Annotated in this window: 17 protein-coding genes; 11 read left to right on the forward strand and 6 right to left on the reverse strand. The window is 65.0% G+C overall.

What is annotated here, in order from left to right; translation table 11 throughout:
• The first annotated feature begins 108 nt into the window (after positions 1-108).
• Positions 109-831, forward strand: a complete 723-nt coding sequence (rsxB, locus tag J2X56_RS12215; protein ID WP_034341160.1) for an electron transport complex subunit RsxB — start codon at positions 109-111, stop codon at positions 829-831.
• Complete coding sequence (gene nth / locus J2X56_RS12220; protein ID WP_039787592.1) at positions 828-1,478, forward strand: endonuclease III; 651 nt, start codon at positions 828-830, stop codon at positions 1,476-1,478. Before rsxB ends, nth begins: the two co-directional genes overlap by 4 nt.
• A 7-nt stretch (positions 1,479-1,485) precedes the next feature.
• Here the strand turns inward: nth and J2X56_RS12225 are convergent, their stop codons facing one another.
• Positions 1,486-2,667 (reverse strand): branched-chain amino acid ABC transporter substrate-binding protein, encoded by a 1,182-nt coding sequence (locus J2X56_RS12225; RefSeq protein ID WP_310160546.1) that lies wholly within the window; start codon positions 2,665-2,667, stop codon positions 1,486-1,488.
• Between the two features lie 274 nt (positions 2,668-2,941).
• Here J2X56_RS12225 and J2X56_RS12230 point away from each other — a divergent pair, with 274 nt between their 5' ends.
• The gene (locus J2X56_RS12230) at positions 2,942-3,373 is read left to right on the forward strand and encodes a DUF1841 family protein (protein ID WP_088754068.1); all 432 of its coding nucleotides are present in this window, start codon (positions 2,942-2,944) and stop codon (positions 3,371-3,373) included.
• 81 nt (positions 3,374-3,454) lie between these two features.
• On the opposite strand, the gene J2X56_RS12235 is transcribed toward J2X56_RS12230, so the two are convergent.
• From J2X56_RS12235 to J2X56_RS12245, 3 genes are all read right to left on the reverse strand, one after another.
• A complete protein-coding gene (locus J2X56_RS12235; protein ID WP_039787599.1) occupies positions 3,455-3,808 on the reverse strand; it encodes a cytochrome c in 354 nt (117 codons plus the stop codon).
• A gap of 13 nt (positions 3,809-3,821) precedes the next feature.
• Positions 3,822-4,142: a cytochrome c gene (locus tag J2X56_RS12240; RefSeq protein WP_039787601.1), complete on the reverse strand. Its 321-nt coding sequence runs from the start codon at positions 4,140-4,142 to the stop codon at positions 3,822-3,824.
• A gap of 364 nt (positions 4,143-4,506) precedes the next feature.
• A complete protein-coding gene (locus J2X56_RS12245) occupies positions 4,507-6,756 on the reverse strand; it encodes a site-specific recombinase (protein ID WP_310160547.1) in 2,250 nt (749 codons plus the stop codon).
• 202 nt (positions 6,757-6,958) lie between these two features.
• On the opposite strand from J2X56_RS12245, the gene J2X56_RS12250 reads away from it, so the two are divergent.
• Genes J2X56_RS12250 through J2X56_RS12260 form a run of 3 tightly spaced genes read left to right on the forward strand, consistent with a single transcriptional unit; the run spans position 6,959 to position 9,640 of the window.
• Entirely contained in the window at positions 6,959-7,834 is an 876-nt protein-coding gene (locus J2X56_RS12250) for a MoxR family ATPase (RefSeq protein ID WP_034335413.1), read from the forward strand.
• A gap of 27 nt (positions 7,835-7,861) precedes the next feature.
• The gene (locus J2X56_RS12255) at positions 7,862-8,449 is read left to right on the forward strand and encodes a GNAT family N-acetyltransferase (protein ID WP_034335411.1); all 588 of its coding nucleotides are present in this window, start codon (positions 7,862-7,864) and stop codon (positions 8,447-8,449) included.
• Positions 8,450-8,470: 21 nt separating this feature from the next.
• Positions 8,471-9,640, forward strand: a complete 1,170-nt coding sequence (locus J2X56_RS12260; protein ID WP_204725224.1) for a VWA domain-containing protein — start codon at positions 8,471-8,473, stop codon at positions 9,638-9,640.
• Positions 9,641-9,644: 4 nt separating this feature from the next.
• Here J2X56_RS12260 and J2X56_RS12265 read toward each other — a convergent pair whose 3' ends face one another.
• Positions 9,645-9,845 (reverse strand): heavy-metal-associated domain-containing protein, encoded by a 201-nt coding sequence (locus tag J2X56_RS12265; RefSeq protein WP_034335405.1) that lies wholly within the window; start codon positions 9,843-9,845, stop codon positions 9,645-9,647.
• A gap of 164 nt (positions 9,846-10,009) precedes the next feature.
• On the opposite strand from J2X56_RS12265, the gene J2X56_RS12270 reads away from it, so the two are divergent.
• The 4 genes from J2X56_RS12270 (at position 10,010) to J2X56_RS12285 (ending at position 14,697) form a co-directional block, all read left to right on the forward strand.
• A complete protein-coding gene (locus tag J2X56_RS12270; protein WP_310160548.1) occupies positions 10,010-12,262 on the forward strand; it encodes a heavy metal translocating P-type ATPase in 2,253 nt (750 codons plus the stop codon).
• Between the two features lie 2 nt (positions 12,263-12,264).
• The gene (gene cueR / locus J2X56_RS12275) at positions 12,265-12,687 is read left to right on the forward strand and encodes a Cu(I)-responsive transcriptional regulator (protein WP_121038801.1); all 423 of its coding nucleotides are present in this window, start codon (positions 12,265-12,267) and stop codon (positions 12,685-12,687) included.
• Positions 12,684-13,655, forward strand: a complete 972-nt coding sequence (locus J2X56_RS12280) for a Gfo/Idh/MocA family protein (protein ID WP_209568478.1) — start codon at positions 12,684-12,686, stop codon at positions 13,653-13,655. Before cueR ends, J2X56_RS12280 begins: the two co-directional genes overlap by 4 nt.
• 139 nt (positions 13,656-13,794) lie before the next feature.
• Positions 13,795-14,697: an alpha/beta fold hydrolase gene (locus tag J2X56_RS12285; RefSeq protein WP_121038795.1), complete on the forward strand. Its 903-nt coding sequence runs from the start codon at positions 13,795-13,797 to the stop codon at positions 14,695-14,697.
• Between the two features lie 9 nt (positions 14,698-14,706).
• Here J2X56_RS12285 and cadR read toward each other — a convergent pair whose 3' ends face one another.
• A complete protein-coding gene (gene cadR, locus J2X56_RS12290; protein ID WP_121038792.1) occupies positions 14,707-15,159 on the reverse strand; it encodes a Cd(II)/Pb(II)-responsive transcriptional regulator in 453 nt (150 codons plus the stop codon).
• A gap of 80 nt (positions 15,160-15,239) precedes the next feature.
• Between cadR and J2X56_RS12295 the strand changes: the two genes are divergently transcribed.
• A complete protein-coding gene (locus tag J2X56_RS12295; protein WP_204725220.1) occupies positions 15,240-17,576 on the forward strand; it encodes a heavy metal translocating P-type ATPase in 2,337 nt (778 codons plus the stop codon).
• The last annotated feature ends 6 nt before the right edge of the window (positions 17,577-17,582 follow it).

The raw sequence follows: 17,582 nt of genomic DNA on the forward strand, positions 1-17,582 counted from the left end.
GGCACCCCGTCTCCACGGTGGTGCCGTTTTGCTTTGTGGCTGCGGCATGACTTGACGGCGGTTTGGCCGGATAATAGCGCCCTTGTCCCGTTGAATTGCCTGACCGCCGTGCCGCCATCCGCCACCACCGCCTCTGCCACCCTGGCCGACCGCCTCGAAGACCTGCTGCCGCAAACCCAATGCACCAAATGTGGCTACCCGGCCTGCCGTCCCTATGCCGAGGCCATGGCCGAGGGGCTTGCTTCCTATAACCAGTGCCCGCCCGGTGGCCAGGAAGGCGTGGCACGGCTGGCGCAACTGCTGGGCAAACCGGTGATCCCGCTCAATCCCGCCAACGGCAGCGAACAGCCACGCCGCCTGGCGCTGATCGATGAAGCCATCTGCATCGGCTGCACGCTCTGCATCCAGGCCTGCCCGGTCGATGCGATTGCCGGTGCGGCCAAGCAGATGCATACGGTGATCGAATCGCTCTGTACCGGCTGCGACCTGTGCGTGGCCCCCTGCCCGGTCGATTGCATCAGCATGGTCGAGGCCACGCCGGGGCGCACCGGCTGGCAAGCCTGGAGCCAGGAACAAGCCGATGCCGCCCGCGCGCGCCATGACTGGCGCACCCTGCGCCTGCAGCGCGAGAAGGAAGAAAACGATGCCCGCCTGGCCGCCAAGGCTGCGGCCAAGCTCAAGGAAGTGGAAGCAGCGGCGGCCGGCACGCCCGAGGAACAAGCCGAACTGGCCCGCAAGAAAGCCATCATCCAGGCCGCCATGGAACGCGCGCGCCTGAAGAAACTGCAAGCCGAACAAGCCAGCCCCCAGCCCGACAGCCCACAACCATGAATCCGACCAAACGCCGCGAGATCTTCGAGCGCCTGCGCCAGGCCAACCCCACGCCCACTACCGAACTGGAATACACCACGCCGTTCGAGCTGCTGATCGCCGTGCTGCTGTCAGCCCAGGCGACCGATGTGTCGGTGAACAAGGCCACGCGCAAGCTCTATCCGGTGGCCAACACGCCCGAGGCCATCTACCGCATGGGCGTGGACCAGCTCATGCCCTATATCCAGACCATCGGGCTGTATCGCACCAAGGCCAAGAACGTCATCGAGACCTGCCGCATCCTGATCGAGGAACACGGCGGTGAGGTACCGGAGTCGCGCGAGGCGCTGGAAGCCTTGCCGGGGGTCGGCCGCAAGACCGCCAACGTGGTCCTCAACACGGCCTTCGGCCATCCCACCATCGCGGTGGATACGCACATCTTCCGCGTCTCCAACCGCACCGGCATTGCACCGGGCAAGGATGTGGACGAAGTCGAGCGCAAGCTCATCAAGTTCGTCGCCCCGGAATTCCGCCAGGATGCGCATCACTGGCTGATCCTGCATGGGCGCTACACCTGCATCGCGCGCAAGCCGCAATGCTGGAACTGCCTGATCGCCGACCTCTGCGAATTCAAGCAGAAAACGCCACTTCCGGCCAAGGGCGTCTGAGAAGGACCTAGCGCGGAAGCCCGTGCAGACGGGTGACCGGCATCCAGCGCTGGTCCTGAACTTCATACAGGGTAAAAGTCGGGTTGAGCAGATCGCCTTCCTCGTTGAAGGCCACCGGTCCGCTCACGCCCTCGAAGCGCAGGCGGTGCATGGCCCGGGCAACCGCATCCGGATCGGTGCTGCCAGCTTGGCGCAGGCCCAGCAGGATGGACTGCGCCGCTTCATAGGCGAAGACCGCATAGAGGTCGATGTCGGAATCGAAAGCTTCGCTGTAGCGCTGGCGGAACTGCCGCCAGCCGGGCATCTTGTCCTGCGGCGGCCCGGGTTCGAGGACCAGCGTGCCATTGGCATCGGGTCCGGCGCGCATGAGGAAGGGCAAACCCAAGGTACCGGCCGAGGCCATCAGGCGCGCTTCCAGCTTCAACCGGCGGATGGACTTGGCCAGCACGCCGGCCTGCCAGTCCAGTCCGCCGAAGAAGATCAGGTCCGGCTTGAGGCTGCGCGCCTGCATCAGCGGAGCGTTGAAGTCGGAGGTCTTGTCGCTGACGTTGTAGCGCGCCAGCACCTTGCCACCCTGCGCCTCCACCTCGCGGGCGAACTGCTCGGCCAGCCCCTGCCCGAAGGGCGTGCGGTCGTCAATGGTGACCACGGAGCGCACGCCCAGCTTGTCGACGGCATAACGCGCAGACCAGCGGCCGATGCTCTCGTTGTTGGGAATGGTGCGGAAGATGCGCGGATAAGACAGGGCCGTCAGCTTGCGGCTCATCGCCGAGGGCGTCACCTGGATCACGCCGGCGGCATGGTAGACCGGGGCCGCTGCCAGACTGGTGCCGCTGGTCCAGTGGCCAACCACACCGATGACGCGCTGGCCGACCAGGTAGCGCGCTACATACTCCGCCGTACCGGGGTCCGCCCTGTCATCCTGGGATACCAGCTTGAGCCGGTAATGCTTGCCGGCGATGACCACACCGCGCCGGTTGGCCTCATCCAGCGCCAGTTGCACGCCGTTGCGCATGCTGCGGCCCACCCCCATGGAGGGGCCGCTCAAGGGGCCGGCAAAGCCGATGGCCAGGATGGATTCGTCGGCCGGCTGCTCGTCGCTGGCCATGCTCGCCTTGGCCGACGCCGAAGGAGCCGCCAGCGCGGCCTGCGCGCAGCAGCCCAGCAGGGCCAGCGCGATACAGAGCAAGGGCCGCGTCCATGTCCGTGGACGGCGCACAGGCCGGATCAGGCTTCCGCCAAAAAGCATGCATGCTTCCTTCTCGCTGCCCGGCCTTGCGTTTCCCCCCATCGCGCCAAGGCGATGCGGCCGGGTACTGCATTGGATGGATTATTCAGATGCTTGTCGTAGGGAAAGAATATTACTTCATCTGGACCTGTCGTGCCGCAGGCCTTGGCCGGCCTCCTGAAGCGGGCGGCAGACCAGCGTAGAATAGCGCTTTATCCCCGATTGATGCACCGCCATGTTCACGCCGTCCCAGCACGATGTCCGCCGCTTTTTCTGCGAAGCCTACCGCAAGCACCAGGGCAACCAGGTCCTGACGCCCCTGGAAGCCATCGCCCGCGACTGGATCCTGCAGCATCCGGAATACCACGATGCCCTGCGCGACGTGGACGAAGCACTCGCGGCCGACTATTCGATCGAACGCGGCCAGAGCAATCCCTTCCTGCACCTGTCGATGCACCTGTCGATCACGGAACAGATCTCCATCGACCAGCCCCCCGGCATCCGTGGCGCCTTCCAGCTGCTGGCCCAGCGCCGCGGCTCGGAACACGATGCCCATCATGAAATCATGGAAGCCCTGGGCGAGATGATCTGGAACGCCCAGCGCAATGGCTTGCCGCCGGATGGGGCGGCTTATATCGAGAATATCAAGCGGCGGGCGCAGGGATAAGCCTTCACGCGCACAACAAAAAGCCACACCGCAACTCTCTTGCGGCGTGGCTTTCTTTCATACGCAACCAACAGACGCAGCTTACTTGCGCACCACAAGGCTCCCCGGCAGGCTGTGCAGATAAGCCGCGATATCGTTGATGTCGCGATCCGTGAGCGGCTTGGCCTGGCCGGACATGATGGCGTTGTTGCGGCCATTCATGGCGGTGTCGCCCCGGCGGTAGGCCGTCAGGGCATGCTTGAGGTAGTCCGCATGCTGGCCGGCCAGCTTCGGATAGCCCGGATCGATGGGCGAGTTGTAGTCCTTGCCGTGGCAGGAGGCGCAGTTGTACTTCTCCACCAGCGCACGGCCATTGGCTACATCAGCAGCGCTGGCAGCTTGCGACAGCAGGGCTGTAGCACCCAGCAGCGACAGGGCAATCAGGTTCTTCTTCATCTCGTGGCTCCCCTTACTTCTGCTGCGAATAGTAGGCGGCCAGGTCGGCGATGTCCTGGTCCGACAGGCTGGCGGCCACGCCCATCATCGAAGGATGCTTGCGCTCCCCCTTCTGGTAGGCGCGCAGCGCGTTCTCGATGTACTTGGCGGACTGCCCGCCCAGCATCGGCACCTGGTAGACCTCGGGATAGCTGGCTTTGTAGCCGGGGATGCCATGGCAACCAATGCACATGGAGACTTTGTTTTCAGCGGCCTTGGCATTGCCGACGATGTCGGCCGCGGACGCGCTGCCGAGCACGCCAGCCAAGGCAAGAAACACGAGGTGTTTTTTCATGTGAGCAGGGTAAGTGATTGGACTTCCCATCCGCCCCGCCTCAACCTCGGCGCGGCGGACACCCGACGAAACGCATCTTTTGCTGCCAGCGGCAAACTTTATCGTGCTTGTTCGATTGCCCTGGTATTGCAGGTTTGGCTCTTCTGCTATGGCTCAACCGGTGTTTCGGCTCAAGCTTGTCTCTCCACTCCCCCTGCCTTGCGCAAAAAACGCTTTCGATTCTAACCAATAAAACCGGCAGCGTCATCCCTGCGCACAAACCCTCCCCGACAGACGCAATCGCCCGCCAGGCAAGGCCGGGCGGGCGATCGACGCATTATATGCACTGCAATATTACCGCTATGGCATCTGGCTGATGCCAACGCTAGGCGACATGCCGCGTAGCCTGGACGTGCATATCTTGCCCAGGCTCAAGTGAAGCCAGGCGCGGTTGCCGGTTGTCCTGGCGCGCGCCGCCCTGGCCGTCATCGTCGTCGTCCTCGTCTTCTCCGGCGTCATCCTGCACTGCCGCATCCGTTTTTTGCGGAAGAATGAAGAACAAGGGCCGGACGACGAAACGGCGCAACACCGCCCGCATGGCGATATTGCGGGCGCGGCGCGGCAAGTCGCGCGAGCGCAGCGCCAGCGCCAGTGCGCAGGCGAAGGCCACCGCCACCGACAACAGGGCCGTCGCAGCCACACCGCCGGCAGCCAGCCAGAAGGCGGGCGTCATCAGGATTTCCCAGCCGAGGCTGAAGACTGCGGCGGTGAGCGTACCAGCAGCCAAGGTCACATGGCGGATATCCAGCGGCAGGCTGAAGAAGGCCGCCACCACCGGTGCCAGCCCCAGCAGCACGGCCAGCGAGAGGCTACCGGCAATGGTGGCCACGTTGCGCTCCAGCCAGGCGGCGCAGCGCTGGGCGCGCATGGCGCCGAGACCGTGCACCAGGCGGCGATGGTTGGACACCACTTCCCGTACCCGGCGCAGAGCGAACCAGTTGTCGGCAAACCCGGCCGCGAGACTGGCCAGCCACAACAATACGCCGGTCAGCGCGGCATACAGGGGTGTGGGGCCTACCAGCGAGAGCGCGGCGATGGCCTGGCGCGCCTCGCTGGCCGGCATCGGCTGGCTGCCCAGCGCGAACCAGCCCAGGGCACACAGCGCGGCGGTGACCGGAATCACCGCCAGCAGATTGCCAAAGATACCCGCCGACTGCGAACGCAGCAGCTGGCCGGATTCGGCGATCAGGTCACGCATGCCCTCCGCATCCAGGTCCCCCATGCGCGAGGCCAGGGCCGGTGCGGTCACGGCCGGCTGGCGCGTGGCCAGCACGCCGCCCAGCGCGGCAATGAGCAGGAAACTGGCGGCGTAATTCAATGAAGCCAGCGCGCCATCGACGAAGTGCACCACGCCCAGCGTCGACAGGCTCTGCTTGACCAGCGCCGTGGCGGCGATGACCGCACCGCCCACCAGACCGGCCCGCATCACCCGGCGATAACCGGCACCGTCGCGGGCGATGGCCTGCTCCCGGTGATCGGCATTGCGCTCGACCATCTTGCGCGCCAGCAGGGCAAAACTGCGCCGCATCAGGCCGCGTACCGAATCGCGGTGATGGTGGGCGGAGATCAGGTCGCACAGCAGCAGCTGCATGCGTCCGGCTCCGGCCAGCGCCGCCGGCCGCGCCACCATGCCGGGCACGGCCGGGCTGATGACCGGACCAGGCACGCCGGAACGCACATCGATGAGCCGCCCGATGCGCTGCAAGTGCGCGCGCATGCGTTCGACGCGATACACCAGGCTCACCGAGACGCCGTATTCATCCAGGTGCGCATAGATGCGGTCGGTCTGCGCATGGCACACCGCGACCAGCATGCGCACGCTGCGCAAGGCGCCGAGGTCGCCCGGCTGGGCGCGCAGCCAGGCTTCCATCTCGCGCCGCAGCGCCAGGAAGGGCGTGGCGCGCATGGGCATCTTGGGTTCCAGCCGCTGGCGGAAGGCCGGGCTGATGCCATCGGCCACCACCGTAGTGGTCAGATAGGTGATGGCTTCCTCGATCTGCTGCCAGTACATGTGGGAGATGCCATCATCGGCCATCAGCTTCCACAGCCGCTGCAGCAGTTCATTGTCCAGCTCCAGCAGCCAGGCTGCGTCGTCCGGATCGGGGAACATGGCCGTGAACAGCGAAGAGAGGTCAGTGGGCGAAAGGTGGCGCGGCAGGATCAGCCGGGCCAGGCGTTCGCTCAGTTCGCCGAAGAAGCCAGGTTCGTGCGGCAGGCCAGTGGTGGAGAAAAGTTCGGGGCCGGTGGCTTCGCGCAGGGTCTTCTGCAGCGCGTTCTGGACCGCGCGCCGCACGTCGCGGTGCTGGTCCAGCCAGTCCAGCATGATGGCCAGCCGCTGGCGACGCACCTGGTGCCAGGCCTGGCGGTCCAGCAGCGACACCGCCGGGCGATGGCGCAGCCATTCAGCCACGTCGATCATCCAGTTGGCCCGCTCGTGCCAGCTGGCAGCCGGGTCGATGCGGCGCATCAGGACTTCCAGCTGCCGGCCGACATCATGCCGGTCCATGTAACGCGCCTGCATGCCGTGACGCATTCGTCTCCACACCACCAGCATCTTGAAGAAAAGAAATTTCATGGGCAGTGAGCGCCTGGGGCGCTGTCAGTTTGTTGCATGCGTAGCCCTTGATATAGGAACGATTGAGCAGAATTCAAGCCGGCGCAGGTGCGCCGGATTTGGCCGGTTTTTCCCTTATACTCGATGAAATGTCCGGCGCGGCTGCTGCAATGCCGCATCTTCCCGGCAATCCAACCACAGCAACCTGACAAGGACAGCATCCATGCCAGATCATTCCGCCGCTTCATCCCATCCAGGCAAATTCACCGGCAGCGACAACTACGTTGCCACCGACGACCTCAAGCTGGCGGTCAATGCCGCGCTCACCTTGCAGCGTCCGCTGCTGATCAAGGGCGAGCCCGGCACCGGCAAGACCATGCTGGCCGAGGAAGTGGCCGCCGCCCTGGGCCGCCCGCTGCTGCAGTGGCATATCAAGTCCACCACCAAGGCCCAGCAGGGCCTCTACGAATACGATGCGGTCTCGCGCCTGCGCGATTCGCAGCTGGGCGACGAGCGCGTCAAGGACATCCACAACTACATCGTCAAGGGTGTGCTGTGGCAGGCCTTCACGGCCGAGGAGCCGGTGGTGCTGCTGATCGACGAGATCGACAAGGCCGACATCGAATTCCCCAACGACCTGCTGCGCGAAATCGACCGCATGGAGTTCTACGTCTATGAGACGCGCGAACTGGTGCGCGCCAGACACCGGCCGCTGGTGGTCATCACCTCCAACAACGAGAAGGAATTGCCGGACGCCTTCCTGCGCCGCTGCTTCTTCCACTACATCAAGTTCCCCGACAAGGAGACCATGCAGCAGATCGTTGACGTGCACTTCCCGCACATCAAGCGCGACCTGCTGGCGCGGGCATTGGACGCTTTCTACCAGGTGCGCGAGGTACCGGGCATAAAGAAGAAGCCCTCGACCTCGGAACTGATCGACTGGCTCAAGCTGCTCATGGCCGAGGACATCCCGCCCGAAGCCCTGCACAGCCAGGACAACAAGGCCGTGGTCCCGCCCCTGCATGGCGCGCTGCTCAAGAACGAGCAGGATGTGCACCTGTTCGAGCGGCTGGTCTTCATGTCGCGCAACAACCGCTGAACCTGCCGCCAACCACCGGGAGCCGCCATGCAATTTCTCTCGCCGATCACCTTGAAGGGCCAGTTCGCCACCGTCGAGCCGCTGCATCCCGAGCACCACGATGCGCTCATTGCCGCCGTGTCGGACGGCAAGCTGTGGAAGCTCTGGTACACCGCCATCCCCAAGCCGGAAAACATGCGCGCCGAGATCGAACGCCGCCTGCACCTGCAGCAGCAGGGCAGCATGCTGCCCTTCGTGATCCGCCGCAATGACACCGGTGCGCTGTGCGGCATGACCACCTACATGAATGCCGATGTGGCCAACCGGCGCGTGGAGATCGGCTCCACCTGGTATGCCGCCAGTGCCCAGCGCACCGGCATCAATACCGAGTGCAAGCTGATGTTGCTCACGCACGCCTTCGAAGACATGCACTGTATCGCCGTGGAGTTCCGCACCCACTGGATGAACCAGCAGTCGCGTGCGGCCATTGCGCGGCTGGGAGCCAAGCAGGACGGCATCCTGCGCAATCACCAGCGCATGCCCGATGGCTCCTATCGCGACACGGTGGTGTTTTCCATCATCGAATCGGAATGGCCGACGGTGCGCCGCCATCTCCAGTTCAAGCTGGGCCGCTGAGGCCGCTGCGGGATTGCATTCATGCTCATCGATTTCTTCTACACCGTGAAACAGGCCGGCGTGCCGGCCTCGATCAAGGAATTCCTGACCCTGCTGGAGGCGATGGACAAGCAGGTCATTTCGCCCTCGCTGGATGAGTTCTACTTTCTCTCGCGCCTCACGCTGGTGAAGGACGAGGCGCACTTCGACAAGTTCGACCGCGCCTTCGGGGCCTATTTCAAGGGCATAGAAACGATCTTCGAGAAGCGGCCGGAGATTCCGCTGGAATGGCTGGTCAAGCAATTGCAGCGCGACCTCACGCCCGAGCAGAAGGCCGCCATCGAGAAGTTCGGTTACGACAAGCTGATGGATCGCCTCAAGCAACTGCTGGAAGAACAAAAGGAACGCCACGAAGGCGGCAGCAAGTGGATCGGTACCGGCGGGGTTTCTCCCTTCGGCCACGGCGGCTTCAACCCCGAGGGCATCCGCATCGGCGGCAAGGGTGGCCAGCGCAGCGCGGTGAAGGTGTGGGAAGAACGCGAATACAAGGACTACGACGGCGAACGCGAACTGGGCACCCGCAACATCAAGGTGGCGCTGCGCCGCCTGCGCCGCTTTGCGCGTGAAGGACTGGACGAAGAACTGGCGCTGGACGACACCATCCGCGCCACCGCCAGCAACGCCGGCTACCTCGACATCCGCATGCAGCCCGAGCGCAAGAACAAGATCAAGGTGCTGATGCTCTTCGATGTGGGCGGCTCGATGGATGACCACATCGCACGCACCGAAGAATTGTTCTCGGCGGCACGGACCGAGTTCAAGAACATGGAGTTCTTCTACTTCCACAACTGCGTGTATGACTACCTGTGGAAGAACAACCGCCGCCGCCACGCCGAGCGTTTCCCGACCTGGGATGTGCTGCGCAAATATACGCCGGACACCAAGCTCATCTTCGTGGGCGATGCCACCATGAGTCCTTACGAAATCGTGCAGCCGGGCGGTTCGGTGGAATACAACAATGCGGAGGCGGGTGCCGAGTGGCTGCAGCGCTTTACCAGTACCTTCCCGCATTTCGTCTGGCTCAATCCCGAGCCGGAAGGCCTGTGGCAATACCGGCAATCAATCGCACTGATCCGCCAGCTCATGAACAACCGCATGTTCCCGCTGACCATGGATGGGCTGGAGGGAGCGATGCGATTGCTCAGCAAGTAGCTGCTCAGGCTGCTACCGGGGTATAGCCCGCTTCCTCGATGGCCTCGGCAAACTGCTGCGCCGGCAGGCTGCTGTCGATGACCACGCGCTTGTCGGCCACTGCAATGTCGACCTTGGCATTGGCATCCACCTCTTTGACAGCCTTGGTGATGACGCCTGCACAGTGGTTGCAGGTCATGTCGTTGACGGTGAAGGTGGTGCTCATGGCGTTTCCTTTCATGAAATGAAGTCAATGATGGAAGCTTAAACCTTCCCACCACGGCAAGGTCAAGCGCAGCTTTGTGCATCCATGCGACAATCAGGCTTGACCTTGCCATCATGGGAAGGATGATGATGCAGGCCTTGATCCATCCTTCCGGAGTCGTTGCCATGCCCTCTTCCTCCCCTGCTGCCGCCGAGATCAGCCTCGAGATCGAAGGCATGAGCTGTGCCTCCTGCGTGATGCGCGTGGAAAAGGCGCTCAAGAAAATCCCTGGCGTGACCGAAGTCAGCGTCAACCTTGCCACCGAACGCGCCAGCATCGCCACGGCCCTACCCGTGGCCCCGGCTGCCCTGATTGCCGCCATTGAAAAGGCCGGCTATCAGGCGCACCAGCACATCCCTGAAGAAACCGCCGCGCCGGCCAGCACCAAGAAACAGCTGCCCAGCTGGTGGCCGGTGGCCGTCTCGGCCGCGCTGTCGCTGCCGCTCTTGCTGCCCATGCTGCTGGCCCCGCTGGGCATCGGCTGGAGCCTGCCCCCGCTGTGGCAATGGCTGCTGGCCACGCCCGTGCAGTTCTGGCTGGGCTGGCGTTTCTATCACGCCGGATGGGGCGCGCTGCGCGCGCGTTCGGGCAACATGGATCTGCTGGTGGCGCTGGGCACCAGTGCAGCTTACGGGCTATCGGTCTGGCAATGGCTGAGCATGCCGGACATGGGCGATCACGCCATGGCCATGCCGCATCTCTACTTTGAAAGCTCGGCCGTGGTCATCACCCTGGTCCTGCTGGGCAAATGGCTGGAAGGCCGCGCCAAGCGCCAGACGGCCGACGCCATCGCCGCCCTCAATGCGCTGCGTCCCGACCGTGCCCGCGTGCGCCGCGACGGACAAGACATCGACGTGCCGCTGGCCCAGGTGCGCGTGGGAGATCTGGTGGTGCTGCGTCCCGGCGAGCGGGTCCCGGTCGATGGCATCGTCAAGGAGGGCCGCAGCCATCTGGATGAAGCCCTGCTGACCGGCGAGAGCCGCCCGCAAGCCAGGCAAGCCGGCGACCATCTGGCCGCCGGTGCCATCAATGCGGAAGGGGTGCTGGTCTTCGAAGCCACCGCCATCGGTGCCGAAACCATGCTGGCGCGCATCGTGCGCATGGTGGAACAGGCGCAGGCGGCCAAGGCGCCGATCCAGCGCCTGGTGGACAAGGTCAGCGCGGTCTTCGTGCCTGCGGTGCTGCTGCTGTCGGCCCTCACCTTCCTCGGCTGGGGCCTGGCGGCAGGCGACTGGCAACAGGCCCTGCTCAATGCGGTGGCGGTGATGGTGATCGCCTGCCCTTGCGCACTGGGCCTGGCCACCCCCACGGCCATCATGGCCGGCACCGGGGTGGCCGCACGCCACGGCATCCTCATCAAGGATGCGCAGGCGCTGGAGATCGCGCATCGGGTCGACGTGATCGCTTTCGACAAGACCGGCACGCTCACCGTGGGCCGTCCGCGCCTGACTGAACTGCACGCCGCTGACGCCACCGGAGAGGAACAGGACAATGCCTTGCTGGCCCTGGCCGCCGCCCTGCAAGCCCGCAGCGAACACCCGCTGGCGCGGGCCGTGCTGGAGGCAGCTGCGGCACACACCGACATCTCGATCCCGCAAGCCGACCAGGTCCGCAGCGTGGCCGGGCTGGGCATCGAAGGCCATGTCGATGGCCGCGCACTCTGCCTGGGCAGCAGCCGCTGGATGCAGCAATTGCAAGCCAGCGCCCCGGCCCTGCAAGCGCGTGCCGACCAGTTGCAGGCACAGGGCCGTACCCTGTCGTGGCTGGCCGAACGTGAGGCAGGCCATGTGCGCATCCTGGGCCTGCTGGCCTTCGGCGACGAGATCAAGCCCGGCGCGCAGCAAGCCATCGCCACCCTGCATGCCTTGGGTATCCGCACCGCCATGCTCAGTGGCGACAACCGGGGAGCCGCACAACAAGTGGCCGCCACACTGGGCATCCAGGATGTGCGCGCCGAAGTGCTGCCCGGCGACAAGGCCGAAGCCGTCGCTGCCCTGCGCGAAAACGGCGCGCATGTCGTGGCCATGGTCGGCGATGGCGTCAACGATGCCCCTGCGCTGGCTGCCGCCGATGTGGGCATCGCCATGTCCACGGGCACCGACGTGGCCATGCAGGCTGCCGGCATCACGCTGATGCATGGCGATCCCGGCCTGGCGGCAGACGCCATCGACATCTCGCGCCGCACTTACGGCAAGATTCGCCAGAACCTGTTCTGGGCGTTCATCTACAACCTGGTCGGGATTCCGCTGGCCGCGCTGGGCCTGCTCAACCCAATGCTGGCCGGGGCGGCGATGGCGTTTTCCAGCGTGAGCGTGGTCAGCAATGCCCTGCTGCTGCGCCGCTGGCGTCCGCATGGCCCCGCAAAAATGGAGAAGTGAACATGAATATCGGAGAAGCCGCTACTGCCTCGGGTGTCTCGGCCAAGATGATTCGCCATTATGAAGAAACGGGCCTGATCCCCAAGGCCGGCCGCACCGATGCCGGCTACCGCGTCTATGCCGAGCGCGACGTGCACCTGCTGCGCTTCATCCGCCAGGCGCGGCAACTGGGGTTTTCCATGCCCCAGGTGAGCGACCTGATCGGGCTGTGGCTGGACCAGTCGCGCTCCAGCCGCAAGGTCAAGCAGCTGGCCCAGACCCATATCGGCGAACTGGAGCAGCGCATCCGCGAACTGCAGACCATGAAGGGCACGCTGGAACGCCTGGTGCAGGACTGCCATGGCGACCATCGCCCCGACTGCCCCATTCTCGATGCCCTCGGCGCGCAGCCGGACTGCTGCGCCCATGCGGAGTCACAGGCATGAGCGTACTGCGCTGGGGCATCATCGGCTGCGGTGCCGTCACCGAAAAGAAAAGCGGCCCGGCCTATCGCAGCACGCCCGGTTTCGAACTGGCCGCCGTCATGCGCCGCGACGCCGCCCGGGCCGCCGACTACGCGCAGCGCCACGGGGTGCCGCGCTGGTTCGACGATGCCGATGCGCTCATCGGCGATCCCGGCATCGATGCCGTCTACGTCGCCACCCCGCCCGATACGCACCTGCACTATGCCTTGAAGGTCGCTGCCGCAGGCAAACCCTGCTGCGTCGAGAAGCCGATGGCCCCCAGCCATGCCGAATGCCTGCAGATGCTCGAGGCCTTCGAGGCGGCGCAACAACCGCTGTTCGTGGCCTATTACCGGCGCTCGCTGCCGCGTTTCGAGCAGTTGCGCCAATGGCTGCAGGAGGGCCGCATCGGCACGCCGCGCCACGTGCACTGGCAGCTGGCGCGCACCCCGCATCCGGATGACCTGCAGGGGCGCTACCGCTGGCGTACCGATGCCCGCATCGCACCGGGCGGCTACTTCGATGATCTCGCCAGCCATGGCTTGAACCTGTTCTCGCACTTCTTCGGCGACGTGGCGCAGGTAGCCGGGGCCAGCGCCAACCAGCAAGGGATCTACAGCGCCCGGGATGCGGTGGCGGCCAGCTGGCGCTATCACAGTGGCATCACCGGCAGCGGCAGCTGGCACTTCGGCAGCTTTGAACGGGCGGACCGGGTGGAGATTACGGGCAGTGCGGGCAAGCTGGAATTTTCCATCTTCGAGGAACGGCCGCTGGTGCTGACTACGCCGACCGAACGCATCGAGCTGGCCATCCCCAATCCGGAACATATCCAGCAACACCACGTGGCCAACCTGCAACGGCACTTGAGCGGAGGTGCGCCTCACCCATCCTGTGGCGACAGCGCTGCGCAGACGGCGTGGATGATGGAAGCGATCCTGGAAAATCGGTGAAATCCTTCACCTGCATGAAGAATGCATGGCTCGCGGCACGCATCCCGACTTGAGATGATAATTACCCTTCATATATCACTAAAAATTACGTTATCCAGCTAGTACCAACAACATCAAAATCACGGGGGGGCCGTCCGACATGCCACAGAGCAATCACCTGACGTTCATCGAGACCGACACACTGCGCATCGGCTTTGAAACCAGTGGCCCGCCAGAGGCCCCCGCCGTGATCCTGCTGCATGGCTGGCCGGACGACGTGCGCACCTGGGACGCCTTCCTCGGTCCGCTGCGGGCGGCCGGCTACCGCGTGATCCGCCCCTACCTGCGCGGCTACGGCCCGACCCGTTTCCTCTCGGAATCGACTCCCCGCAGCGGCCAGCTGGCCGCGCTGGGCAGCGACCTGATGGCCTTTGCCGATGCCCTGGGCCTGGCGCGCTACTCCGTCATCGGCCACGACTGGGGTGCACGGGCCGCTTACATCGCCGCTTCGCAGACCCCCGAACGCATCGCCCATTGCATCGCCCTCTCGGTGGGCTGGGGCACCAATACGCCGGGGCAGCGGCTGTCGCTGCAGCAATCGCGCAATTACTGGTACCACTGGTTCTTCGCCACCCCGCGCGGCGAAACCGAATTGCGCGAGGACCGCCGTGGCTTCGCGCGCTTCATGTGGAATACCTGGTCACCTTCCTGGAAATTTGCCGAGAGCGAATTCGCCAATACCGCCGCCTCCTTCGACAATCCAGACTGGGCCGAGATCTGCGTGCATTCCTACCGGCACCGCTGGGGCTTTGCCGAGGGCGATCCCGCCTATGCGGCGCTGGAGGCCAAATTGCAGGACACACCGCGCATCATGGTGCCCACGCTGGTGCTGCATGGCACCGAGGATGGTGCCAATCATCCCTCGACCTCGGAAGACCGCGAGCCCTACTTCGGGGCCGCCTACCGCCGCGTGCTCATCCCGGGGGCCGGGCATTTCCCCCAGCGCGAAAAACCGGAAGAAGTCGTCGAGGAAGTGCTGGCCTGGCTGGCGCGCCCGGCCTGAACGTGGACTTCAGTGGCAGCCGCCCCCATGGCTGCCAAGATTGGCCGGCTTCATGTCGTCGGGCAGGCTGGCCAATCCTTGCAGGATGCCGCAGTCGCGCGCCGGCTGTTCCACCTCGCACTGGGCGCGCAGCTGGTGCAATTGCTCCTGCAGGGCCTGCAACTGCAGGATGCGCTGGGCCACGTGGCCGATATGCTTGTCCAGCAGCGCATTGACTTCGCCGCAATTCTGCTCGGGTGCGTCGCGCAGGCGCAGCAGTTCGCGCACTTCATCGAGCGTCATGTCCAGCGAACGGCAATGGCGGATGAATTGCAACCGCTCCACATGGCGCGCGCCATAGAGCCGGTAATTCGACTGCGATCGTGTGGGCTCGGGCAGCAACTCTTCCTTCTCGTAATAGCGAATGGTTTCTACCGGGCAATCTGCCTGGGCAGCCAGTTCGCCGATCTTCAACGTATCCATGGGATCCTCGCTTGACCTTGTAGTTACTTCAGGGTTTTTAATATACCCCTGAAACCTGTTGGCTGCACAAGGAGGCCTCGATGGCTGGACATTCCCACAAGCACGATCACGACCATTCGCACGACCACGCGCATGAGCATGAGCACGACCATGGTCATGCCCATACCCACGCGCAGCAAGCACACGGCTGCTGTTCCGGCCATGCCTGCGCCAGCAATGAAGCGGCCCCTGCCCCGGTCCCCGCAGCGCACCTGGAGGGCAAGACCGAGGAAGCCGTCTTCTTCATCCAGAAGATGGATTGCCCGACCGAAGAAAAGCTGATCCGCGAACGGCTCTCGCAGATGACGGGCGTGGGCACGCTGGAATTCAACCTGATCCAGCGCGAGCTGACGGTGCAGCACCAACTGCCCTCCATCGCGCCGCTGGTGGAGACCTTGAAGGCGCTGGACATGCTGCCGGCCGTGAAGTCCGATTCACTGGATGCCGACGCCGGCCGCGATGCCCCCGACCAGGCCGCTGCCTACCGCATCCCGGCGCGCCGCTGGGCGCTGCTGGGGCTGGCGGGCGTAGCCGCACTGGGGGCCGAGGTGCTGGCCTGGACCAGCGGTGATGAGCGCTCCCTGCCGGTGATTGCGCTGGCGCTTGCCGCCATCCTGCTGGGCGGCCTGGGCACGCTCAAGAAGGGCTGGATTGCGCTGCGCAACTTCTCGCTGAACATGAACTTCCTGATGTCGCTGGCCGTGATCGGCGCGGCGGTCATCGGCCAGTGGCCGGAAGCGGCAGTGGTGATCGTGCTGTTCACCCTGGCCGAGATGATCGAAGCCCTGTCGCTGGACCGCGCCCGCAACGCCATCGCCGGACTGATGGCCATGACGCCCGACATGGCGACCCGGCGTGGCGCGGACGGTGTCTGGTCAACTGTACCGGCTCGTACCGTGACAGTGGATGAAACTGTACGGGTCGCCCCCGGGGAACGTGTACCGCTGGATGGCCTGGTACTGTCAGGCAGCACCAGCATCAACCAGGCCCCCATCACCGGGGAAAGCATACCGGTACAGAAGCAGCCCGGTGACCCGGTCTTTGCCGGCACCATCAATGAACAGGGTGCTTTCGAGATGCGCGTGACAGCCGTGCAAGGCGACTCGACCCTGGCGCGCATCGTCAAGAGCGTGCAGCAGGCGCAGGGCCAGCGCGCCCCGACCCAGCGCTTCGTGGACAACTTCGCGCGCTACTACATCCCGGCGGTGGTGCTGATGGCGGTACTGGTGGCCGTGCTGCCGCCGCTGCTGATGGGTGCCCCCTTCCAGCCGTGGCTGTACAAGGCCCTGGTCCTGCTGGTGATCGCCTGCCCTTGCGCGCTGGTGATCTCCACGCCGGTGACCATCGTCAGCGGACTGGCCTCGGCGGCGCGGCATGGCATCCTGGTCAAGGGCGGCGTCTATCTGGAGCAGGGCCGCCAATTGCGCGCGCTGGCGCTGGACAAGACCGGCACGATTACCTTCGGCAAGCCCGCCGTGACCGATGTGGTCTCGCTGCAGGCCGGGGCGGATCAACAGGCGCTGCTGCAACTGGCGGTCTCGCTGGCATCGCGCTCGGACCACCCGGTCTCGCGCGCCATTGCGCTTCAGGAAGACATCGTCACCTTGGAGGTGAGCGACTTTGCCGCCCTGGCCGGACGCGGCGTGCAGGGGCGCATCGGCGGACAACTGCTGCACCTGGGCAACCACCGCCTGGTGCACGAGCTGGGCCAGTGCAGCCCGGAGCTGGAGGCGCGCCTGCAAGCCTTCGAGAAGCAGGGCAAGACCACCACCGTGCTGTGCCGTGACGGCCAGCCGCAGTTGCTGGTGGCGGTGGCCGACACGGTGCGCCCCAGCAGCAAGGAAGCGGTGGCCGAGCTGCGTGCGCTGGGCGTGGAAGTCATCATGCTGACCGGCGACAACAGCCATACCGCACAGGCCATTGCCAGCCAGACCGGCATTGCCGATGCGCGCGGGGACCAGCTGCCGGAAGACAAGCTCAAGGCCATCGAAGCACTCAGTGCGCGCCATGGCGTGCGCGGGGTGGGCATGGTCGGCGACGGCATCAACGATGCCCCGGCGCTGGCGCGGGCCGACATCGGTTTCGCCATGGGCGCGGCCGGTACTGACACCGCGCTTGAGACGGCCGACGTGGCCCTGATGGATGACGACCTGCGCAAGATCCCCGATTTCATTCGCCTGAGCCGCAAGGCCCACACGGTCCTGGTGCAGAACATCAGCATTGCGCTGGGTATCAAGGCGGTGTTCCTGGCGCTGGCGCTGGTGGGCATGAGTTCACTGTGGATGGCGGTGTTTGCCGACATGGGGGCCAGCCTGATCGTGGTCTTCAACGGCCTGCGCCTGGTGCGCGGCTTGCGCCAGCGCAAGGCTGCGGCCTGAAGCCGG

The organism is Herbaspirillum sp. 1173 (genome assembly GCF_031455335.1).
Lineage (GTDB): Bacteria > Pseudomonadota > Gammaproteobacteria > Burkholderiales > Burkholderiaceae_D > Herbaspirillum > Herbaspirillum huttiense.

What these genes read in the sequence shown, in the direction of transcription:
- nth (WP_039787592.1), top strand. Translation starts at nt 828, where the DNA reads ATGAATCCGACCAAACGCCGCGAGATCTTCGAGCGCCTGCGCCAGGCC.
- J2X56_RS12230 (WP_088754068.1), top strand. Translation starts at nt 2,942, where the DNA reads ATGTTCACGCCGTCCCAGCACGATGTCCGCCGCTTTTTCTGCGAAGCC.
- J2X56_RS12235 (WP_039787599.1), bottom strand. Translation starts at nt 3,808, where the DNA reads ATGAAGAAGAACCTGATTGCCCTGTCGCTGCTGGGTGCTACAGCCCTG.
- J2X56_RS12240 (WP_039787601.1), bottom strand. Translation starts at nt 4,142, where the DNA reads ATGAAAAAACACCTCGTGTTTCTTGCCTTGGCTGGCGTGCTCGGCAGC.
- J2X56_RS12245 (WP_310160547.1), bottom strand. Translation starts at nt 6,756, where the DNA reads ATGAAATTTCTTTTCTTCAAGATGCTGGTGGTGTGGAGACGAATGCGT.
- J2X56_RS12250 (WP_034335413.1), top strand. Translation starts at nt 6,959, where the DNA reads ATGCCAGATCATTCCGCCGCTTCATCCCATCCAGGCAAATTCACCGGC.
- J2X56_RS12255 (WP_034335411.1), top strand. Translation starts at nt 7,862, where the DNA reads ATGCAATTTCTCTCGCCGATCACCTTGAAGGGCCAGTTCGCCACCGTC.
- J2X56_RS12260 (WP_204725224.1), top strand. Translation starts at nt 8,471, where the DNA reads ATGCTCATCGATTTCTTCTACACCGTGAAACAGGCCGGCGTGCCGGCC.
- J2X56_RS12265 (WP_034335405.1), bottom strand. Translation starts at nt 9,845, where the DNA reads ATGAGCACCACCTTCACCGTCAACGACATGACCTGCAACCACTGTGCA.
- J2X56_RS12270 (WP_310160548.1), top strand. Translation starts at nt 10,010, where the DNA reads ATGCCCTCTTCCTCCCCTGCTGCCGCCGAGATCAGCCTCGAGATCGAA.
- cueR (WP_121038801.1), top strand. Translation starts at nt 12,265, where the DNA reads ATGAATATCGGAGAAGCCGCTACTGCCTCGGGTGTCTCGGCCAAGATG.
- J2X56_RS12280 (WP_209568478.1), top strand. Translation starts at nt 12,684, where the DNA reads ATGAGCGTACTGCGCTGGGGCATCATCGGCTGCGGTGCCGTCACCGAA.
- J2X56_RS12285 (WP_121038795.1), top strand. Translation starts at nt 13,795, where the DNA reads ATGCCACAGAGCAATCACCTGACGTTCATCGAGACCGACACACTGCGC.
- cadR (WP_121038792.1), bottom strand. Translation starts at nt 15,159, where the DNA reads ATGGATACGTTGAAGATCGGCGAACTGGCTGCCCAGGCAGATTGCCCG.
- J2X56_RS12295 (WP_204725220.1), top strand. Translation starts at nt 15,240, where the DNA reads ATGGCTGGACATTCCCACAAGCACGATCACGACCATTCGCACGACCAC.